Below are 17,462 nucleotides of genomic sequence, written 5' to 3'. Positions count from 1 at the left end.
CCCTCGATCCTTGTTGTCGCCAGAGCTAACGGCACCTGATGTTCCCTAGCAAGCGGGCCTGCGGGTATGGGGCCATGCGTCTGATCCCCGCCGCAACATTCCGTGTCGCGGATCACGGACGAGGACCGCTGCGCTGCACCAGATGTTCCCTGCAGCGAGCTGCATTCTAGGATTCCATTTCAACGTTCAGGTGTGTCAGCATGCCGGTCCAACATCCAGAACACACACGAGGGAGAACGCTCTCATGACGCTCTATCAGGGCAAATGCTTCTGCGGCACGGTCGAGATCGAGGCCGACGGCGAGCCGGAGGCAATGGGCTATTGCCATTGTTCGTCGTGCCGGTCCTGGTCGGCCGGCCCGGTCAACGCCTTCACCCTGTGGAAGCCACAGAGCGTGCGGGTGACAAAGGGCGCCGATGCGATCGGCACCTACCACAAGACCGACATGAGCTACCGCAAGTACTGCACCAAGTGTGGCGGACATCTGATGACCGACCACCCGCCGCTCGGCATGATCGACGTCTATGCCGCGACGATTCCGACGCTGAAGTTCACGCCCGGCGTGCACGTCAACTACGCGGAGACGGTGCTGCCCATCAGGGACGGCCTGCCGAAGCTGAAGGATTTCCCGGCCGAGTTCGGCGGCTCCGGCGAGATGATGCCGGAGTAAGGCAAGGTCTGCTTCCAGCAACCACGCGAGCATCAGGGGCCTCGCGACAGGATCTGTCCGAGCTGTGCTGATCGAAGCCGCCCCCTTCGAAACAGAGGGCGCAGGGAAGGCCGGGTGCCGACTGGCACCCGTGGCCCCCGTGCGAGAGAAAGCACGGGGAGAGAACCACAGGTTCAGCCGGACCGACCCGGCCTTCCCTGCGCGATGGTTTTCACGCTTACTTCGCGATCTCCTCGGTGCACCGGCTTTTGGCCACCGTCGCCGTTGGGATCATCATGCCCCTTAGGCTTGGCATCAGCGTCGGGATGCCGGGACCACGCGACTTCACGTCCGCGCCATGCCGTTCGTCCGCGCAGACAAGCTACGCTGCGACACGTCGCGGCCACCGCCTCCCTGCCTCAACGTTCGTGACGATCGCGAAGCGCCCCTCATGGCGAAGCAGGATGGCGGGAGTGAAACATATTTTCTGTAAAAACGAAACATGAATATTTTTCGCGCGGGGACTGGACAGGGCAAATCAGCCTGAAGGCACAAGCGAAATTCGCCGCTCGACGCAGCCATAGGCCCGAAGCCCGGATGACCGAAGCGATATCCGGGGTCACACGAGCTGTGCGAATGAACCCGGGTGTCGCTTCGCTCACCCGGGCTACGCGTTCTACGCCTGGACCTGCACCCCCTCCGCCGTCCGCTCCGGCGCCAGCTCGGGGGCGGCGTCGGGTGGCCTCGTATCCAATTCCTCGATCATGCCGCGCGCGATCTCGCGCTCGCCCATGATGACCTTGTCGGCGCCCAGCGACTTGAGATGATCGACCTCGGCATCGGAATGCGCCCGCGCCACGATGTGCAGCGCCGGATTGGCGGCGCGCGCCTGCTCGACGATCTGCCCGGCCTCGAACGCCTCGGGGATGGCGATGACCAGCGCGTGCGCCAGGGCCGGATTGGTCGCGCGCAGCACGTTGCTGCGCGCGGCGTTGCCCGTGATGGTCTCGACGCCGGCGCCTTTCAGTTGCTTCGGGATGTCCTCCGACGTCTCCACCACAAGGAACGGATGCCCGCGCTGCTGCAGCGCCTCGCCGACGAGGCGTCCGACGCGGCCATAGCCGACGATGATCGTGTGCTCGGTCAGTTGTGTCACCGGGATCTCGGCCGGCGGTGTTGCGGCCGGCGTCGAGGCATCGGCGCGGCGGCGCTCCAGCCGCGGCAGCAGCCAATCCAGCGCGGCGAACATCAGCGGATTGAGCATGATCGAGATGATGGCACCGGCCAGGATCAGGTCGCGGCCCGCTTTCGGCAGCAGGTTCGAGGCACCGCCGATCTCGGCGAGAATGAAGGAGAACTCGCCGATCTGGGCGAGGCTCGCGGAGATCGTCAGCGCCGTCGACGTGGGATGGCGGAATGCGATCACGATCAGGAACGCGGCAACCGACTTGCCGAACAGGATGATGAACAAGGTGGCGAGCAGCGGCCAGGGCTCGCGGATGACGCTTCCCGGATCGAACAGCATGCCGGCGGAGACGAAGAACAGCACCGCGAAGGCATCGCGCAGCGGCAGCGATTCCTGCGCGGCGCGCTGGCTCAGCGGCGACTCGCCGAGCATCATGCCGGCGAAGAAGGCGCCGAGCGCGAGCGACACGCCGAACAGTTTTGTCGATCCGAAGGCGACGCCGAGCGCGATCGCGAGCACGGCGAGGCGGAACAGCTCGCGCGAGCCGGTGTGGGCGATGTAGTGCAGGATCCACGGGATCAAGCGGCGGCCGACCAGCAGCATCACCGCCATGAACACGCCGACCTTGACGAAGGTCAGCAGCAGCACGCCGGTCAGCCCGAGGCCGAAGCGGGCGGCGAGCGGATCGGCGGCGGCGACGTCGCCATTGCCGTTCTGCAGGCTGGCAAAGGCCGGGATCAGCACCAGCGCCAGCACCATCGCGAGATCCTCGACGATGAGCCAGCCGACCGCGATGCGGCCACGCTCGGTGTCCATCAGCCGGCGCTCCTGCATCGCGCGCAGCAGCACCACGGTGCTGGCGACCGAGAGCGCGAGACCGAACACGAGCCCCCCGCCGATCGACCAGCCCATCGCCCAGCTCAAGGCCATGCCCATCAGGGTCGCCACCGTGATCTGCACGATCGCGCCGGGCACGGCGATGGCGCGCACCGACATCAGGTCCTTGAGCGAGAAATGCAGGCCGACGCCGAACATCAGGAGAATGATGCCGAGCTCGGCCAGTTCGGTCGCCAGCGCCTGGTCGGCGACGAAGCCCGGCGTGAATGGACCGACGGCAACGCCGGCGAGGAGGTAGCCGACCAGCGGCGGGAACCGGAACCGCTGCGCGAGCGCTCCGAAGACGAAGGCCAGTCCAAGGCCGGCGACGATGGTCGCGATGAGGGGTGTGTCGTGCGGCATCTCAACTTGTTGCACAGGAGGCGCAGCGATGCACCGCGACCAATTGTGGCAGAGTTCCGCAACGCGCATGGGGATGGTGCATGGATGGCTGCGGAAATCGGTGGTGAATGGCGTGATCAGTTCCGTATGATCTGAAGCGAGCCATCACGGGGTGCCCTGTCCCAATGCCCGCCGATCTCGTCCAGACCTTTCGTGCCTTCGCCTATAACAATGCATGGGCCAATCACCGGCTGCTGACCGCCTGCGGCCAGCTCAGCGCCGAGGATTTCGCCGCCGAGCGCACGGGCTTTTTCCCGAGCCTGCAGCGGACGCTGAACCACATCTACATCATCGATCTGTTCTACATCGATGCGCTGGAAGGCGGCTGGCTCGGCCCGATGGCGTGGCAGAACGAGGTGCCGTTCCCGCGCCTGGCCGATCTTGCGAAGGCGCAGAGCGCGATGGACCGCCGGCTGATTGCGTTCTGCGAGGCGCTGACACCGGCGCGGCTCGACGTGAACGTACGCATCAACCGCGAGAGCCGCGTGCAGAACGAGCGCTGCGACCGCCTCCTGCTGCATCTGTTCCAGCACGACATCCACCACCGCGGCCAGGCGCATGCCATGCTGTCGAGCACGTCGGTGAAGCCGCCGCAGCTGGACGAGTTCTTTCCGGCGGATGACGCCTCGTTCCGGACGAAGGATTTTGCCGAGCTCGGCTTCAGCGAGGAAAAGGTCTGGAAGCCGTAGCCCGGATGAGCGCAGCGACATCCGGGGTCACACGAGCTGTCGCGATGGACCCGGATATCGCTGCGCTCATCCGGGCTACCAGAATGGCACCCTGGGGTGGGCAAAGGCGCTGCCGCGCTCTCTCCACGCATGCGCTCGCAATGGCGCCGTGCCCACCATCCTGCTGATCCGCACGCCGCCCGACGGTGGGCACGCTGCCGCCTTCGGCGGCCGCTTTGCCCACCCTACCGCATCTCGCTCTTGGCCCACATCTCGCGTGGCAGCCGGTACATCACCTGCCGGCGCAGCGGACTGTCCGCCTCGACCCGCGGATGATCGAAATCGGACGCTTCGTCGCGGATCATGCCGAGCTTGCGCATGACGTTCTGCGAGGCGTGATTGGCCGGCGCGGCATAGGCGATGATCTCATCAAGGCCGAGCTCATCGAAGCCGAACGCGAGCGACGCGCGCGCTGCCTCCGTCGCGATCCCCTGCCCCCAGGCCGCGCGCGCCAGCCGCCAGCCGATCTCGACCGCCGGCGTGAACGGCGCGTCGAAGGTGACGCGGAACAGACCGGTGGCGCCGAGGAAAGTGCCGGTGGCGCGGTCTTCGACCACCCAGAAGCCGAAGCCGTGCGCGGCCTGATGGGCGATCTGGAAATCGATCCACCGGTCCGAGTCCTGCCGCGTTGGCAGCGCGCGGAGGAATTGCATCACGGCCGGATCGGCGGACATCGCCGCGAACGGCGCCCGGTCCTCGTCGCGCCACTCGCGCAAGGTCAGACGTTCGGTGGAGATGATCATGATAGGCAATCGGACCAGCGAATGACAAAGAGCTTCCGCATCGCGGAAGCTCTCCTGTATCACCGTCATTGCGAGGAGCGCAGCGACGACGCATTCCAGGGCAGCATGCTCGGCCCTGGATTGCGTCGCTTCGCTCGCAATGACGGAGGATGGACCTCGCCTACTTCGCCGGCTCCAGGATCGACACGTAGTTGGCCACGGCCGCACCGCCCATGTTGAAGATGCCGCCGAGCTTGGCGTTGGGGAGCTGCATGCCCTCGGGCGCCGTGCCGGTGAGCTGCATCGCGGTCATCACGTGCATGGAGACGCCGGTGGCGCCGATCGGGTGGCCCTTGGCCTTGAGGCCGCCGGACGGATTGACCGGCAGCTTGCCGTCCTTGAGCGTCCAGCCTTCCTTGATGGCGCGGGCGCCCTGCCCTTTCGGGGTCAGGCCCATCGCTTCGTACTCGATCAGCTCGGCGACGGTGAAGCAGTCATGGGTCTCGACGAAGGAGAGATCGGACAGCGTGACGCCCGCCTTCTCCAGCGCGCGCTGCCAGGCCACCGTGCAGCCTTCGAAGGCAAGGATGTCGCGCTTGCTCATCGGCAGGAAATCCTGCGCATGCGCCGTGGCGCGGACATTCACCGCCTTGGCGAACGACTTCGCGGTCTCGCTGTCGGCCAGCACCAGCGCGGCGGCGCCGTCGGACACCAGCGAGCAATCGGTGCGCTTCAGCGGACCGGCGACATAGGGGTTCTTCTCGCTCTCGGAGCGGCAGAACTCGAAGCCGAAATCCTTGCGCATCTGTGCATAGGGGTTGGCGACGCCGTTCTTGTGGTTCTTGGCGGCGATCAGCGCCAGCGCGTCGGACTGGTCGCCGTATTTCTGGAAATAGCCCTGCGCGATCTTGCCGAACACGCCGGCGAAGCCGCCGACGGTGTCGCCATCCTCCGGCAGGTACGACGCCTTGAGCAGGTTCTTGCCGATCTCCGGCCCCGGCGTGCGCGTCATCTGCTCGACGCCGACCACGAGCACGATTTTCGCGGCACCGGCGGCAATCGCCCGGATACCCTGGTGCACGGCGGCCGAGCCCGTGGCGCAGGCGTTCTCGACCCGCGTCGCCGGCTTGAAGCGCAGCGCGGGGTCGGCCTGCAGCACCAGCGATGCCGTGAAATCCTGCGGCGAGAAGCCGGCGTTGAAATGGCCGAGCACGATCTCGTCGACGTCGCCGGCCGAGATTCCGGCATCCGCGATCGCCTCGTTGGCGACCTTGACGACGAGGCTCTCGACGGTCTCGGCGTCGAACTTCCCGAACGGCGTATGCGCCCATCCGACGATGCTGGCGGTCATGCTCTCTCTCCCGACTATCTCCCTGCTCAAATGGCGCTTCGCGCCATTTGAGTCCAGAGGCTGGTGGCGTTCTCAGGCCACGAACTTACCACCGAGTTCGTCCTCGATGTGAATCCGGATGATGTCGTCGAAGGTCTTTTCTTCCGTGGTGAAGCCGAGTTCGCGGGCCCGCTTGGCCTCGAAATTCCGCGGCCAGCCGTCGACGATGCCGATGATGAAGGGATCGGGAACCCGCTTGATGCGAGCCGCGACGTTGTCACCAGCGACGCGCCGGAGCGCGGCAATCTGCTCGCCGACGGTCGCCGACAGGCCGGGCATGGTGAGGTTGCGGCGCGGGCCGATCCGCGCGGTGTCCATGGTCGCGGCATGCAGGAGGAAGCCGACAGCGGAGCGCGGCGTCGCGTGCCAGTGCCGGACGTCCTCGGACACCGGCAGCACGGCCTCCTTGCCGGCCAAGGGCTCGCGCAGGATGTTGGAGAAGAAGCCGGAGGCGGCCTTGTTGGGCGCGCCGGGGCGGATGCAGATGGTCGGCAGACGAATGCCGACGCCGTCGAAGAAGCCGCGGCGGCTGTAATCGGCCAGCAGCAGCTCGCCGATCGCCTTCTGGGTGCCGTAGCTGAGCAGCGGCGCATTGACGAACTCGTCGCCGATGGCGTCGGGGAACGGCGCGCCGAACACCGCGATCGACGAGGTGAAGACGAGGCGCGGCTTGTAGCCGTCGCCGATCAGCCTGACCGCGTCGAACAGCATCCGCGTGCCGTCGAGATTGATGCGGTAGCCCTTGTCGAAATCGAGCTCGGCCTCGCCGGAGACAATCGCGGCGAGATGGAAGATCACGTCCGGACGCGCGGCGACCAGCTTCTCGGCAAAACCTGCGACGGCGAAATCGCCGGCGATGGTCTCGACCGCGATGCTCGTATCCGGCTTCGCCGGCGCCACGATGTCCTGCAGGGTCATGCGGGTGATGGCGGCCTCGCCGAGGCGGCCATCGCGAACGAGACGCTCGACCAGCTTGCGTCCGACCATGCCGGCGGCGCCGAGAACGAGAATATGCAAGGGAGTGCTCCTTCAAAATGTAGGGTGGGCAAAGGCGCATAGCGCCGTGCCCACCGCAGCACCGGGTGATGCCGGACGACGGTGGGCACGCTTCGCTTTGCCCACCCTACGAAAACTGGTCGTCATTGCGAGGAGCGAAGCGACGAAGCAATCCAGAGTCTTCTCCATAGCTCTGGATTGCTTCGCTGCGCTCGCAATGACGGAACACGCGAATCTCGCCTACTCCTTCACCGCGCCGGTCATCGCCGACACATAGTGCTCGACGAAGAAGGCGTAAAGGATCACGAGCGGCAGCGAGCCGACCAGGGCGCCGGCCATCAGCGATCCCCATTTGTAGATGTCGCCGTCGACGAACTCGTTGACGATGGCGACCGGCACCGTCTTGTTCGGCGTCGACTGCAGGAAGGTCAGGGCATAGATGAACTCGTTCCAACACAGGGTGAACGAGAAGATGAAGGCCGAGATCAGGCCGGGTACCGCGAGCGGCACCACGATCTTGACCAGGATCTGCCAGCGGCTGGCGCCGTCGATCAGGGCGCATTCCTCGAGCTCGAACGGGATCGTCTTGAAGTAGCCCATCAAGAGCCAGGTCGAGAACGGAATGAGAAGCGTCGGATAGACCAGGATCAAGGACAGCGGCGAGTCGAACAAGCCGTAGGCCTGGATCACCGAGGCCAGCGGGATGAACAGGATCGACGGCGGCACCAGATAGGCGAAGAAGATCAGCACGCCGACGGTGTCGGCGCCCTTGAAGCGCAGCCGCACGATCGCATAGGCCGCGAGCACGGAGGCGAAGATCGACAGCGTGGTCGCGCCGACCGCGACATACATCGTGTTCCAGAGCCAGCGCGGATACTGCGTCTCGAACAAGAGCTTGGAGATGTGCTTGAAGGTCGGATGCACCACCCAGAACGGGTTGTACTTCTCCATGTCGATCAGTTGCTCGTCGGGTTTGATCGACGTCAGCCCCATCCAGTAGAACGGGAACAGCAGCACCACGAGGATGATGAACAGCGGCAGATACAGCGTGATCAGCCGGCGCGGCAGCGACTCCAGGTAGCTCATGCCCTCGGATTCGTCGGAGCCGGCCGTGGTGGGCGCCTTGGCGTGCAGCGTGGTGTCGGTCATTGGTCGGATCCTTGCTGCCATTTGCGCCGTTGCATGCCGAACCAGGAGATCGCGATCGCCGCCATCAGGAATGGGATCATGGCGGTCGCGATCGCGGCGCCCTCGCCGAGCCGTCCGGAGATGATGCCGCGCTGATAGCTCAGTGTCGCCATCAGGTGGGTGGCGTTGACGGGGCCGCCACGGGTGAGTGCCCAGATCAGCTGGAAGTCGGTAAAGGTGAACAGCACCGAGAAGGTCATGACGACTGCGATGATCGGCGTCAGCAGCGGATAGGTGATGAAGCGGAAGCGCTGCCAACTGGTGGCGCCGTCGAGCGTGGCGGCCTCATAGAGCGAGGGTGACACGGTCTGCAGGCCGGCCAGCAAGGTGATGGCGACGAACGGCACGCCGCGCCAGATGTTGGCGATGATGACGGAGGCACGCGCCCAGTTGGTGTCACCGAGAAAGTTGATGTTCTGAGTGATGACCCCGAGCTTGATCAGCGACCAGGAGATGATCGAGAACTGCGAATCGTAGATCCACCAGAACGCGATCGCCGACAGCACGGTCGGCACGATGAAGGGGATCAACACGATGGCGCGGATCATGGCCTTGAACGGCATGTGCCGGTTCAGCAGCAGCGCGAGATACAGGCCGATCGCGAATTTGATGGCGCTCGCGACGATCGTGTAGAGCAGCGTGTTGAACACCGACAGCCAGAAGATCGAGTCGTCCCACAGCCATTCATAGTTCTCGACCCCGACGAAGACGCCGGTGCGGCCGATCTTCTCGTCGGTGAAGCTCATCCAGACGCCGAGCCCCAGCGGATAGGCCAGGAACAGGATCAGGAAGGCCGCCGCGGGCAGCATGAACCACAGCGCAATGACGTTGCGGTTGGTCTTGATGCGCACCCATGCCGAGGGCTCGCCGACGGCGGCGCCTCGTGGCAACGAGGTCTGAATGGTACTCATGGGTCGAGCAGCTCCCTTCGAACCGTAGGGTGGGCAAAGCGTAGCGTGCCCACCGGCGTTCGGGACGGATAGAAAAGTCGTTCCGTCATTGCGAGCGAAGCGAAGCAATCCAGGGCCGAGCAAAGAAACTGGATTGCTTCGTCGCCTTCGGCTCCTCGCAATGACGACAGTCAGCAACCCGTATGGTGGGCACGGCGCGCGATAGATCGCGATCTCTCGATTCGATCTCGGCGCGCCTTTGCCCACCCTACAAGGTCGGCGATCTTCCTCAGCGGAAGATGCGCTTGGCGGAGCGCTCGGCGCTCGCCATCGCCGTCTTCACGTCCTCGCGGCCCGTGCAGTAGTTCGCGAACATGTCGACCAGGACGAAGTCGGCGATCGCGGCCGCAGCCGCCTCGCCGAGCTTGCCGAGGCCGGCCGGCGTGGTCGCGGTCGCCGCGACCTCACGATACGGCGTGTTCTTCGGATCGACCGTCCAGATCGGGTTGGCGTCGTAGCCTTTGAGGAAGTGCGACAGATAGCCCTGCGCCGCCTCGATCCACGGATTGAACTGCTCCGGCTCCAGTAGGAAGGCGGTGAACGCCTTGCAGGTCTGCGGGTACTTGGAGAAGTTGAACACCAGGATCGGGAAGCCCAAATGCATCTCGCGGGTCTTGCCGTCGAGGCCGGGCGGCAGATGCGCGTGGTTCATGTCCTCGGCGATCTGCGGCGCCTCCTTCTTGGCGGTGACATAGATCGAGATGCCGTTGACGGTCGCGTAGAGCTGGCCGGCGAGGAACGCCTTGTTGTTGGACGAGTCGTTCCACGACGCGGTGCCCGGCACGAAATTGTCGTACAGGCCCTTGACGTATTCGAGCGCCTTGGCGGTCTCAGGCGAGTTGATGACGACCTTGTTGTCCTTGTCGATCAAATTACCGCCATGCGCCCACAGCGCCCAGTGCACCCAGCCATTGGCGTCGCCCGAGGCGTGGCCGAGCGCCATGCCGCCCGGCGTGCCGTTCTTGTTCATGGCCTTGAAGAACTCGGACAGGCCGGCGAGGTCCTTCGGGAACTGCTTGAAGCCGGCCTTCTCGGCCGCCGAGATGCGGTAGTTGACGAGGCCGCCGGTGGCGGCCACCGGGATGCCGATCCACTTGCCGTCGAGCATGCCATAGGCCTTGCCCGAGTCGGTCCAGCCGCCGCACTTCTTGCCGAGGTAGTCGGCGACGTCGGTCATGTCGACGCACTTGTTGGAGAACAGGAAGGGCAGCGTGTAGAGGCCCCACACCATGTCGAGCCCCTGCCCCGTATTGGCCGCGACCGAGGCCTTGGGCTGGACGTCGTCATAGGATTCGTTGGAGACGTTGATGGTGACGTTGTTGGCCTTCTGGAAGGCGTCGACGATCTTCATGAAGGCCACGTCCTCGGCCTCGACGAAGCGCTTCCAGCGCATCATGTTGATCTTGGCGCCGGGCTCCGGCTTGAAGGGCGAGGTCTGCGCCCAGGCCTTGGCGTAGCCGAGCAGGTCCTCGGCCGACATGGTCGCGGCAGCCGCCAGCAAGGTCGCGCCGCCCTTGAGCAGAGACCGTCGATCGGTGGGGAAATGAGCCATCTGAAGTTTTCTCCCGTTGAGTATTTTGCTTGTTTTGCTTGTTGTCAGTTCCGCGCCGTGCGGCTGGTCAAATTCTCCGGCCGCTGTCCTTGTCGAACAGATGCGCCGCCGACGCGCGCGGACGCAAATGGATCTTCGCCCCAGGATTGACCTCGTGGCGATCGCGGAACACCGCGATGATGTCCTGGGTGCCGATGCGGGCGACGATCTGCGTCTCCGAGCCGGTCGGCTCGACCACGACCACTTCGGCCTCGATGCCGTCATCGGCGAGTTCGAGATGCTCGGGCCTGACGCCGTAGACGACGGGGCGGCCGTCGGAGGCAGCCGGCGCGGTGAGGATCGGCAGCCTGGCGCCGTTCTCGGTCTCGACATAGACCGAGCCGTTGGATTTGAGGTGGCCGTTGAGGAAGTTCATCGCCGGCGAGCCGATGAAGCCGGCCACGAACTGGTTGTCCGGCTTGTCGTAGAGATCGAGTGGCGAGCCCATCTGCTCGACGATACCGTCGTGCATGACGACGATCTTGTCGGCCATCGTCATGGCCTCGATCTGGTCGTGCGTCACGTAAACGGTGGTGGTCTTGAGCCGCTGATGCAGCTCCTTGATCTCGGTGCGCATCGCGACGCGCAGCTTGGCGTCGAGGTTCGACAACGGCTCGTCGAACAGGAACACCTGCGGATCGCGCACGATGGCGCGGCCCATCGCGACGCGCTGGCGCTGGCCACCGGAGAGCTGGCGCGGATAGCGGTCGAGCAGCGGCGTCAGCGCCAGGATCTCGGCGGCGCGCGCGACGCCCTTCTTGATGTCCTCGGGCCGTGCGCCGCGCAGCTTCAGCGAGAAGCCCATGTTGTCGGCGACCGTCATATGCGGATAGAGCGCGTAGTTCTGGAACACCATCGCGATGTCGCGCTCTTTCGGCTGCACGTTGTTGACGACGCGCTCGCCGATCGAGATGGTTCCGGCGGTGATGTTCTCGAGCCCTGCGAGCATGCGCAGCAGCGTCGACTTGCCGCAGCCGGACGGCCCGACCAGCACGACGAACTCGCCATCCTCGATCGGAATCGTCACGCCGTGCAGCACCTCGAATCCGCCGAAAGATTTGCGCACGTCGCGAATTTGCACCGACGACATCAATTTCCTCCTCAAAGACCGACAGCATTGGCTGCTTGCCGGCGGCATTCTGACCGTTGTTCTCGGCCGTTTGATCAGGCCGCTTGTCGTTTTGTAGTCTTGGTCGTGCAGTCTTGTTTTTGGTGGCCTTGTTTTTCGTGGCCTTGTTGTTGGCTCTGGTCGCTCCGACTGGATCTGAAACAAGGACCAGCTCGGCTGACATTGTCCGCAGTTCAGTTCGCTTCCGCAATGCCTCGCTTAGCAACCGCGTGATAGCGCTGTCAATATCGCTTGTGTACCAGACCGCCTATGCTATGAGCGAGGCATGGGACGGAAACGCATCGAGCCGGGCAAAGTTCGGCTGACCGAAGTTGCGGCACTGGCGGGCGTCAGCCCGATCACGGTGTCACGCTTCTTCCGTAATCCCGCCACGGTCTCGGCCGGCCGCCGCACGCGGATCGAGAGTGCCGCCAAGGAGCTCGGCTATGTGCCGAACCTCGCCGCCCGCGCGCTCGCTTCGCAGCGCACCGAAGTGATCGGCGTGCTGATACCGTCCCTCACCAACAACGTGTTCTCCGACGTGCTGCGCGGCATCTATGACGCGTTCGAGGGTAGCCGCTACAGCATCCAGCTCGCCAACACCCGCTACAGCGTGCTGCAAGAGGAACGCCTGTTGCGGCTGTTCCTGATGCAGAAGCCGGCCGGCTTGATCGTGACCGGTCTCGACCAGACGGCGGAGAGCCGGTCGATCATCCAGGCAGCGGACTGTCCCGTCGTGCAGATCATGGAGCTCGGCGCCGACCCGATCGACATGATGATCGGATTTTCGCATGTCGATGCCTGTTTTGCAGCCATTTCACACCTTCTCGCGCAGGGCTGCCGCCGCATCGGCTTCATCGGCGCCCGCATGGACCCAAGGGTGCAGCGCAGGCTGCAGGGCTATCAGAACGCGATGAAGGAGGCCGGCTTGTTCGACCCGCGTCTCATCGTCACGGCGCCTGTTCCGACCTCGACCACAATGGGTGGCAGCCTGTTCTCCGATCTGCTGATGAAGGCGCCGGATCTCGACGCGGTGTTCTGCGCCAATGACGATCTCGCCCTCGGCGTGCTGTTCGAATGCCAGCGCCGGCACATCGCGGTGCCCGAGCAGGTCGCGATCGTCGGCTTCAACGACATGGAATTCATGGCCGCGGCGGTTCCGACGCTCACCAGCGTGCGCACCAATCGCTACGAGATGGGCCGGCGCGCGGCAACGATGATCATGGACGCCGTCGAAGGGCGTCCCGTGGCGGAGCGCGTCGTCGATCTCGGCTTCGAGGTGATCGAACGGCAGAGCTCGACCTTGCAGCGCGCCGCCGCAAGTCCCCAGCCCGCGTCGGGGCGCGCTTCCGGAACAAAATGGTAGCGCAACCAAAAACCATGAATTAGAACCACTCGAACCAACAACGACTTGAACGAAAGACGTAGGCGATCTTCGACAGCGGGCCACGGCGCGCAGACGACGGACCGGCCTCGCCACGTTTGCACTGCGGGAGAAAGCACATGACGAAGTCGAACGGGCATGCCGGCAACGGCGCTGACAAGAGCCGCAAGCTGCGCTCGCAGGCGTGGTTCAACGATCCGCACAATCCGGGCATGACCGCGCTCTATCTCGAGCGCTATCTGAATTACGGCCTGACCCGCGCCGAGCTGCAGTCGGGCAAGCCGATCATCGGCATTGCCCAGACCGGCAACGATCTCTCGCCCTGCAATCGCCATCACATCGAGCTGGCGCACCGCGTCCGCGAGGGCATCCGCGCCGCCGGCGGCATCGCGATGGAATTTCCGACCCATCCGATCCAGGAGACCGGCAAGCGCCCGACGGCCGCGCTCGACCGCAACCTCGCTTATCTCGGCCTGGTCGAAATCCTGTTCGGCTATCCGCTCGACGGCGTGGTGCTGACGACCGGCTGCGACAAGACGACGCCGGCCTGCTTGATGGCCGCGGCGACCGTGAACATCCCCGCCATCGTGCTCTCGGGCGGCCCGATGCTGAACGGCTGGCACGAGGGTCAGCGCACCGGCTCCGGCACCGTGGTGTGGAAGTCGCGCGAGCGGCTCGCCGCCGGCGAGATCGGCTATGAGGAGTTCATGGAGATCGTCGCCTCCTCGGCGCCCTCGGTCGGCCATTGCAACACCATGGGCACGGCATCGACGATGAATGCGCTGGCCGAGGCGCTCGGCATGTCCCTGCCCGGCTGCGCCGCGATCCCAGCGCCCTATCGCGAGCGCGGCCAGATCGCCTACGAGACGGGAACACGCATCGTCGACATGGTGTGGGAGGACCTCAAGCCCTCTGACATTCTCACCCGCAAGGCGTTCGAGAACTGCATCGTCGCCAACTCCGCGATCGGCGGCTCGACCAACGCGCCGATCCACATCAACGCGCTGGCGCGCCATGTCGGCGTCGAGCTCGACATCGACGACTGGCAGAAGTTCGGCCACGACGTGCCGCTGCTGGTCAACATGCAGCCGGCAGGCTTCTATCTCGGCGAGGAATTCCATCGCGCCGGCGGCGTGCCGGCCGTGATCGGCGAGTTGATGCGCCACAGGCGCATCCACGAGGACGTCATCACCGTCAACGGCCGCAGCATGGGTGAGAATTGCCGCGAGGCGCCGAAGCCCGACGGCGACGTGATCTGGTTCTACGACAAGCCGCTGGTGAAGGACGCCGGCTTCCTGGTGCTGCGCGGCAACCTCTTCGATTCCGCGATCATGAAGACCAGCGTGATCTCCAAGGAATTCCGCGACCGCTATCTCGTCAACCCGAAGGACCCCAACGCGTTCGAGGGCCGCGCCATCGTGTTCGAGGGTCCGGAGGACTATCACGACCGCATCGACGATCCCCAGCTCGCGATCGACGAGCACTGCGTGCTGTTCATCCGCGGCGCCGGCCCGATCGGCTATCCCGGCGGCGCCGAGGTGGTCAACATGCAGCCGCCGGCGGCGCTGATCAAACGTGGCATCCTGTCCCTGCCCTGCATCGGCGACGGCCGGCAGTCGGGCACCTCGGGGTCGCCTTCGATCCTCAATGCGTCGCCGGAGGCCGCCGCCGATGGCGGGCTCGCAATCCTCAAGACCGGCGACCGCGTGCGCATCGACCTCAACAAGGGCTCGGCCAACATCCTGATCTCGGACGAGGAGCTCGCGAAGCGGCGCGCCGAGCTGAAGGCCAAGGGCGGCTTCCCGCACCCCGCCAACCAGACGCCGTGGCAGGAGCTCTATCGCAACACGGTGGGCCAGCAGTCCACCGGCGCCTGCATGGAGCTTGCCACGCGCTATCACAACATCGCCGGCACCGTCGGTGTGGCGCGGCATAATCACTAATCACAACGCACAAAGCCAACCACTGTCATTGCGAGGAGCGAAGCGACGAAGCAATCCGGAGTCCTCGTTCGGCCCCTGGATCGCTTCGCTGCGCTCGCGATGACGGAAGACATCAAATCGCATCTCCAGGGAGACCCCATGTCCGACCGTCTCAAGGGCAAGCGCGCCTTCGTCACCGCCGCCGCTGCCGGCATCGGCCGCGCCTGTGCCATTGCCTTCGCGCGTCAAGGCGCCACCGTATTCGCCACCGACATCGATGAGAACGGCCTGAACACGCTGAAGAGCGAAGGCATTGCCGAGGTCGCGACGCTCGACGTGCGCAACACCGCGGCCGTGAACGCGATGGCCGAGCGGGTCGGCAAGGTTGAGATCCTGCTCAATGCCGCCGGCTTCGTGCATAACGGCACCATCCTCGACTGCTCCGACGACGACTGGGATTTCTCGTTCGATCTGAACGTCAAGTCGATGCATCGCACCATCCGCGCCTTCCTGCCGAAGATGCTCGATCAGGGCGGCGGCGCCATCGTCAACATCGCCTCCGCCGCGGGCGTGTTCAAGGCGGCGCCGAACCGCTACGTCTACGGTGCGACGAAGGCGGCCGTGGCGGCGCTGACGCGCTCGGTCGCAGCCGATTTCGTGGGCAAGCGCATCCGCTGCAACTGCATCTGCCCGGGCACGATCGAAACGCCCTCGATGCTGGGACGCGCGGCCTCGGCCGGCCCGAACGGACTGGAGATGTTCATCTCGCGCCAGCCGATGGGCCGGCTCGGCACGGCGGAGGAGATCGCCCATCTCGCGGTCTATCTCGCCAGCGACGAGAGCGCGTTCACGACCGGCGTAGCGCATACCATCGACGGCGGCTGGACGCTGTAGTTGTGCTCCGTCATTCCGGGGCAGCCCGCAGGGCTGAACCCGGAATCTCGAGATTCCGGGTTCGCGCTGCGCGCGCCCCGGAATGACGACAACAAAGATCGACCGGGGAAACATCATGAACCACATCGACCTTACCAACCGCTGCGCCGTGGTCACCGGCGGCGCGCAGGGCTTTGGCCGCGCCATCACCGAGCGCTTCAAGGCCTCCGGCGCCAAGGTCGCGATCTGGGATCACGACATCGCGCTGGCGGAGAAGACCGCGCAGGCGATCGGTTCGGAGGTGCTGGCGCTGCAGGTCGACGTCACCGACACCAAAGCGGTCGAAGGCGCCCGTGACGCGACGCTGGCAGCGTTCGGCGGCATCGACATCCTGGTCAACAATGCCGGCATCGCCGGCATCAACAAGACGGTGTGGGAGACCGATCTCGAGGAGTGGCGCAAGGTGCTGCGCATCAATCTCGACGGTCCCTTCATCTGCGCCAAGGCGATCGTGCCGGTGATGCTGAAGCAGGGCTATGGCCGCATCGTCAACATCGCCTCGATCGCCGGCAAGGAGGGCAACCCGAACGCTGCGCACTACTCGGCGTCCAAAGCCGGCCTGATCGCGCTGACCAAGTCGCTCGGCAAAGAGCTGGCGCAGCACAACATCACGGTCAACGCGGTGACGCCCGCCGCGGCGAAGACCGCCATCTTCGACCAGATGACGGAAGCGCACATCAATTTCATGCTGTCGAAGATCCCGAAGGGCCGCTTCGTGCTGGTCGAGGAACTGGCCGCGCTGGTGTCGTGGCTCGCCTCGGAAGAATGCTCGTTCTCGACAGGCGCCGTATTCGACATTTCCGGCGGCCGCGCAACTTATTAGTTTGGTTAGTTTGGTACGTCCCATGTGTAGGGTGGGCAAAGGCGCCGTCGCAGACGGCGACGTGCCCACCATCGGCTTTCGCCCATCAGGACGGTGGGCACAGCGCGCCGGAGATATTGCGAGAACACAGGCATGACTGCCTCGCGCCTTTGCCCACCCTACACGTCTCGCTGACGACACGATTTCTGACCCATGGAGCTTGCCTGATGACCCACCACGGCGGCTGCTTCTGCGGCGCGGTGCGCTTCCAATGCACCGGCGAGCCGATCAACGTGCGCGTCTGCCACTGCCGCAACTGCCAGCGGGCGACGGGCGCGCCGTTCTTCGCCCGCGCGCTGTTCGCGCACGACGCGCTGACGATCACCGGCGAAACCGCGCGCTTCCCCTCCTCCGACGCGCTCGACCGCATGTTCTGCCCGCGCTGCGGCGTCAGGCTGTTCTCATGGCGCAAGACGCGCCCGGTGGTCGGCGTGGCCCTGGCCTGCTTCGACGACCGCAACGCCTTTGCCCCGACCGAGCACATCTGGGTCTCGGAAAAGATGGATTGGGTGCAACTCAACGACGGCCTGCCGCAATTTCCGGAGAATCCCGCGTAGCATCGGGGAACCATCGTG

General features: G+C 65.1%; 15 protein-coding genes. 7 read left to right on the top strand and 8 right to left on the bottom strand.

Translation table 11 applies throughout. The features are described from left to right. Nucleotides 1-244: 244 nt before the first annotated feature. Nucleotides 245-670 carry a GFA family protein gene (locus QW868_RS19555; protein ID WP_315739144.1) on the top strand — a complete coding sequence of 142 codons (426 nt, stop codon included), beginning with the start codon at nucleotides 245-247 and terminating at the stop codon, nucleotides 668-670. A 655-nt stretch (nucleotides 671-1,325) separates the two neighbouring features. Here QW868_RS19555 and ybaL read toward each other — a convergent pair. After that, the gene (gene ybaL / locus QW868_RS19550) at nucleotides 1,326-3,074 is read right to left on the bottom strand and encodes a YbaL family putative K(+) efflux transporter (RefSeq protein WP_316231236.1); all 1,749 of its coding nucleotides are present in this window, start codon (nucleotides 3,072-3,074) and stop codon (nucleotides 1,326-1,328) included. Between the two features lie 164 nt (nucleotides 3,075-3,238). Here ybaL and QW868_RS19545 point away from each other — a divergent pair, with 164 nt between their 5' ends. After that, nucleotides 3,239-3,802 (top strand): DinB family protein, encoded by a 564-nt coding sequence (locus tag QW868_RS19545; RefSeq protein ID WP_315739713.1) that lies wholly within the window; start codon nucleotides 3,239-3,241, stop codon nucleotides 3,800-3,802. 224 nt (nucleotides 3,803-4,026) lie between these two features. Here QW868_RS19545 and QW868_RS19540 read toward each other — a convergent pair whose 3' ends face one another. The 7 genes from QW868_RS19540 to QW868_RS19510 all read right to left on the bottom strand — a co-directional run bounded on the left by QW868_RS19540 (nucleotide 4,027) and on the right by QW868_RS19510 (nucleotide 11,768). Continuing rightward, a complete protein-coding gene (locus QW868_RS19540; RefSeq protein ID WP_315739711.1) occupies nucleotides 4,027-4,584 on the bottom strand; it encodes a GNAT family N-acetyltransferase in 558 nt (185 codons plus the stop codon). Nucleotides 4,585-4,744: 160 nt separating this feature from the next. Next, nucleotides 4,745-5,914, bottom strand: coding sequence for an acetyl-CoA acetyltransferase (locus QW868_RS19535; protein WP_315770907.1), 1,170 nt, complete (start codon nucleotides 5,912-5,914; stop codon nucleotides 4,745-4,747). Between the two features lie 72 nt (nucleotides 5,915-5,986). Beyond that, nucleotides 5,987-6,970 carry a D-erythronate dehydrogenase gene (denD, locus tag QW868_RS19530; protein ID WP_316158446.1) on the bottom strand — a complete coding sequence of 328 codons (984 nt, stop codon included), beginning with the start codon at nucleotides 6,968-6,970 and terminating at the stop codon, nucleotides 5,987-5,989. Between the two features lie 219 nt (nucleotides 6,971-7,189). Then, nucleotides 7,190-8,098 carry a carbohydrate ABC transporter permease gene (locus tag QW868_RS19525; protein WP_315739708.1) on the bottom strand — a complete coding sequence of 303 codons (909 nt, stop codon included), beginning with the start codon at nucleotides 8,096-8,098 and terminating at the stop codon, nucleotides 7,190-7,192. Then, nucleotides 8,095-9,048 carry a sugar ABC transporter permease gene (locus QW868_RS19520; RefSeq protein WP_315739707.1) on the bottom strand — a complete coding sequence of 318 codons (954 nt, stop codon included), beginning with the start codon at nucleotides 9,046-9,048 and terminating at the stop codon, nucleotides 8,095-8,097. Before QW868_RS19520 ends, QW868_RS19525 begins: the two co-directional genes overlap by 4 nt. 268 nt (nucleotides 9,049-9,316) lie before the next feature. Beyond that, the gene (locus QW868_RS19515; RefSeq protein WP_315739706.1) at nucleotides 9,317-10,639 is read right to left on the bottom strand and encodes an ABC transporter substrate-binding protein; all 1,323 of its coding nucleotides are present in this window, start codon (nucleotides 10,637-10,639) and stop codon (nucleotides 9,317-9,319) included. Nucleotides 10,640-10,706: 67 nt separating this feature from the next. Next, on the bottom strand, nucleotides 10,707-11,768 hold the full coding sequence (locus tag QW868_RS19510) for a sn-glycerol-3-phosphate ABC transporter ATP-binding protein UgpC (RefSeq protein WP_315739705.1): 1,062 nt from the start codon (nucleotides 11,766-11,768) through the stop codon (nucleotides 10,707-10,709). Between the two features lie 304 nt (nucleotides 11,769-12,072). On the opposite strand from QW868_RS19510, the gene QW868_RS19505 reads away from it, so the two are divergent. The 5 genes from QW868_RS19505 to QW868_RS19485 all read left to right on the top strand — a co-directional run bounded on the left by QW868_RS19505 (nucleotide 12,073) and on the right by QW868_RS19485 (nucleotide 17,444). Continuing rightward, entirely contained in the window at nucleotides 12,073-13,152 is a 1,080-nt protein-coding gene (locus QW868_RS19505) for a LacI family DNA-binding transcriptional regulator (RefSeq protein ID WP_315739704.1), read from the top strand. Nucleotides 13,153-13,289: 137 nt separating this feature from the next. After that, nucleotides 13,290-15,113 carry an IlvD/Edd family dehydratase gene (locus tag QW868_RS19500; protein ID WP_316231235.1) on the top strand — a complete coding sequence of 608 codons (1,824 nt, stop codon included), beginning with the start codon at nucleotides 13,290-13,292 and terminating at the stop codon, nucleotides 15,111-15,113. A 138-nt stretch (nucleotides 15,114-15,251) separates the two neighbouring features. Further along, nucleotides 15,252-15,986: an SDR family oxidoreductase gene (locus tag QW868_RS19495; RefSeq protein WP_315757943.1), complete on the top strand. Its 735-nt coding sequence runs from the start codon at nucleotides 15,252-15,254 to the stop codon at nucleotides 15,984-15,986. A gap of 115 nt (nucleotides 15,987-16,101) precedes the next feature. After that, nucleotides 16,102-16,848, top strand: coding sequence for an SDR family NAD(P)-dependent oxidoreductase (locus QW868_RS19490; RefSeq protein ID WP_315757944.1), 747 nt, complete (start codon nucleotides 16,102-16,104; stop codon nucleotides 16,846-16,848). 206 nt (nucleotides 16,849-17,054) lie between these two features. Beyond that, nucleotides 17,055-17,444 carry a GFA family protein gene (locus QW868_RS19485; protein WP_316231234.1) on the top strand — a complete coding sequence of 130 codons (390 nt, stop codon included), beginning with the start codon at nucleotides 17,055-17,057 and terminating at the stop codon, nucleotides 17,442-17,444. Nucleotides 17,445-17,462 lie beyond the last annotated feature (18 nt).

Origin of the sequence: Bradyrhizobium sp. SZCCHNR1051, assembly GCF_032489615.1 — a bacterium.
GTDB lineage: Bacteria > Pseudomonadota > Alphaproteobacteria > Rhizobiales > Xanthobacteraceae > Bradyrhizobium.
The sequence above is the reverse complement of the archived record's forward strand: the minus strand, read 5'-3'. Positions and strand labels throughout refer to the sequence as shown.

Bases quoted from the DNA above. Each gene is read 5' to 3' on its own strand.
- QW868_RS19485 (WP_316231234.1), top strand. From the start codon at position 17,055: ATGACCCACCACGGCGGCTGCTTCTGCGGCGCGGTGCGCTTCCAATGC.
- QW868_RS19500 (WP_316231235.1), top strand. From the start codon at position 13,290: ATGACGAAGTCGAACGGGCATGCCGGCAACGGCGCTGACAAGAGCCGC.
- QW868_RS19520 (WP_315739707.1), bottom strand. From the start codon at position 9,048: ATGAGTACCATTCAGACCTCGTTGCCACGAGGCGCCGCCGTCGGCGAG.
- QW868_RS19495 (WP_315757943.1), top strand. From the start codon at position 15,252: ATGTCCGACCGTCTCAAGGGCAAGCGCGCCTTCGTCACCGCCGCCGCT.
- QW868_RS19540 (WP_315739711.1), bottom strand. From the start codon at position 4,584: ATGATCATCTCCACCGAACGTCTGACCTTGCGCGAGTGGCGCGACGAG.
- QW868_RS19545 (WP_315739713.1), top strand. From the start codon at position 3,239: ATGCCCGCCGATCTCGTCCAGACCTTTCGTGCCTTCGCCTATAACAAT.
- QW868_RS19515 (WP_315739706.1), bottom strand. From the start codon at position 10,639: ATGGCTCATTTCCCCACCGATCGACGGTCTCTGCTCAAGGGCGGCGCG.
- QW868_RS19525 (WP_315739708.1), bottom strand. From the start codon at position 8,098: ATGACCGACACCACGCTGCACGCCAAGGCGCCCACCACGGCCGGCTCC.
- QW868_RS19490 (WP_315757944.1), top strand. From the start codon at position 16,102: ATGAACCACATCGACCTTACCAACCGCTGCGCCGTGGTCACCGGCGGC.
- QW868_RS19510 (WP_315739705.1), bottom strand. From the start codon at position 11,768: ATGTCGTCGGTGCAAATTCGCGACGTGCGCAAATCTTTCGGCGGATTC.
- QW868_RS19505 (WP_315739704.1), top strand. From the start codon at position 12,073: ATGGGACGGAAACGCATCGAGCCGGGCAAAGTTCGGCTGACCGAAGTT.
- ybaL (WP_316231236.1), bottom strand. From the start codon at position 3,074: ATGCCGCACGACACACCCCTCATCGCGACCATCGTCGCCGGCCTTGGA.
- QW868_RS19555 (WP_315739144.1), top strand. From the start codon at position 245: ATGACGCTCTATCAGGGCAAATGCTTCTGCGGCACGGTCGAGATCGAG.
- QW868_RS19535 (WP_315770907.1), bottom strand. From the start codon at position 5,914: ATGACCGCCAGCATCGTCGGATGGGCGCATACGCCGTTCGGGAAGTTC.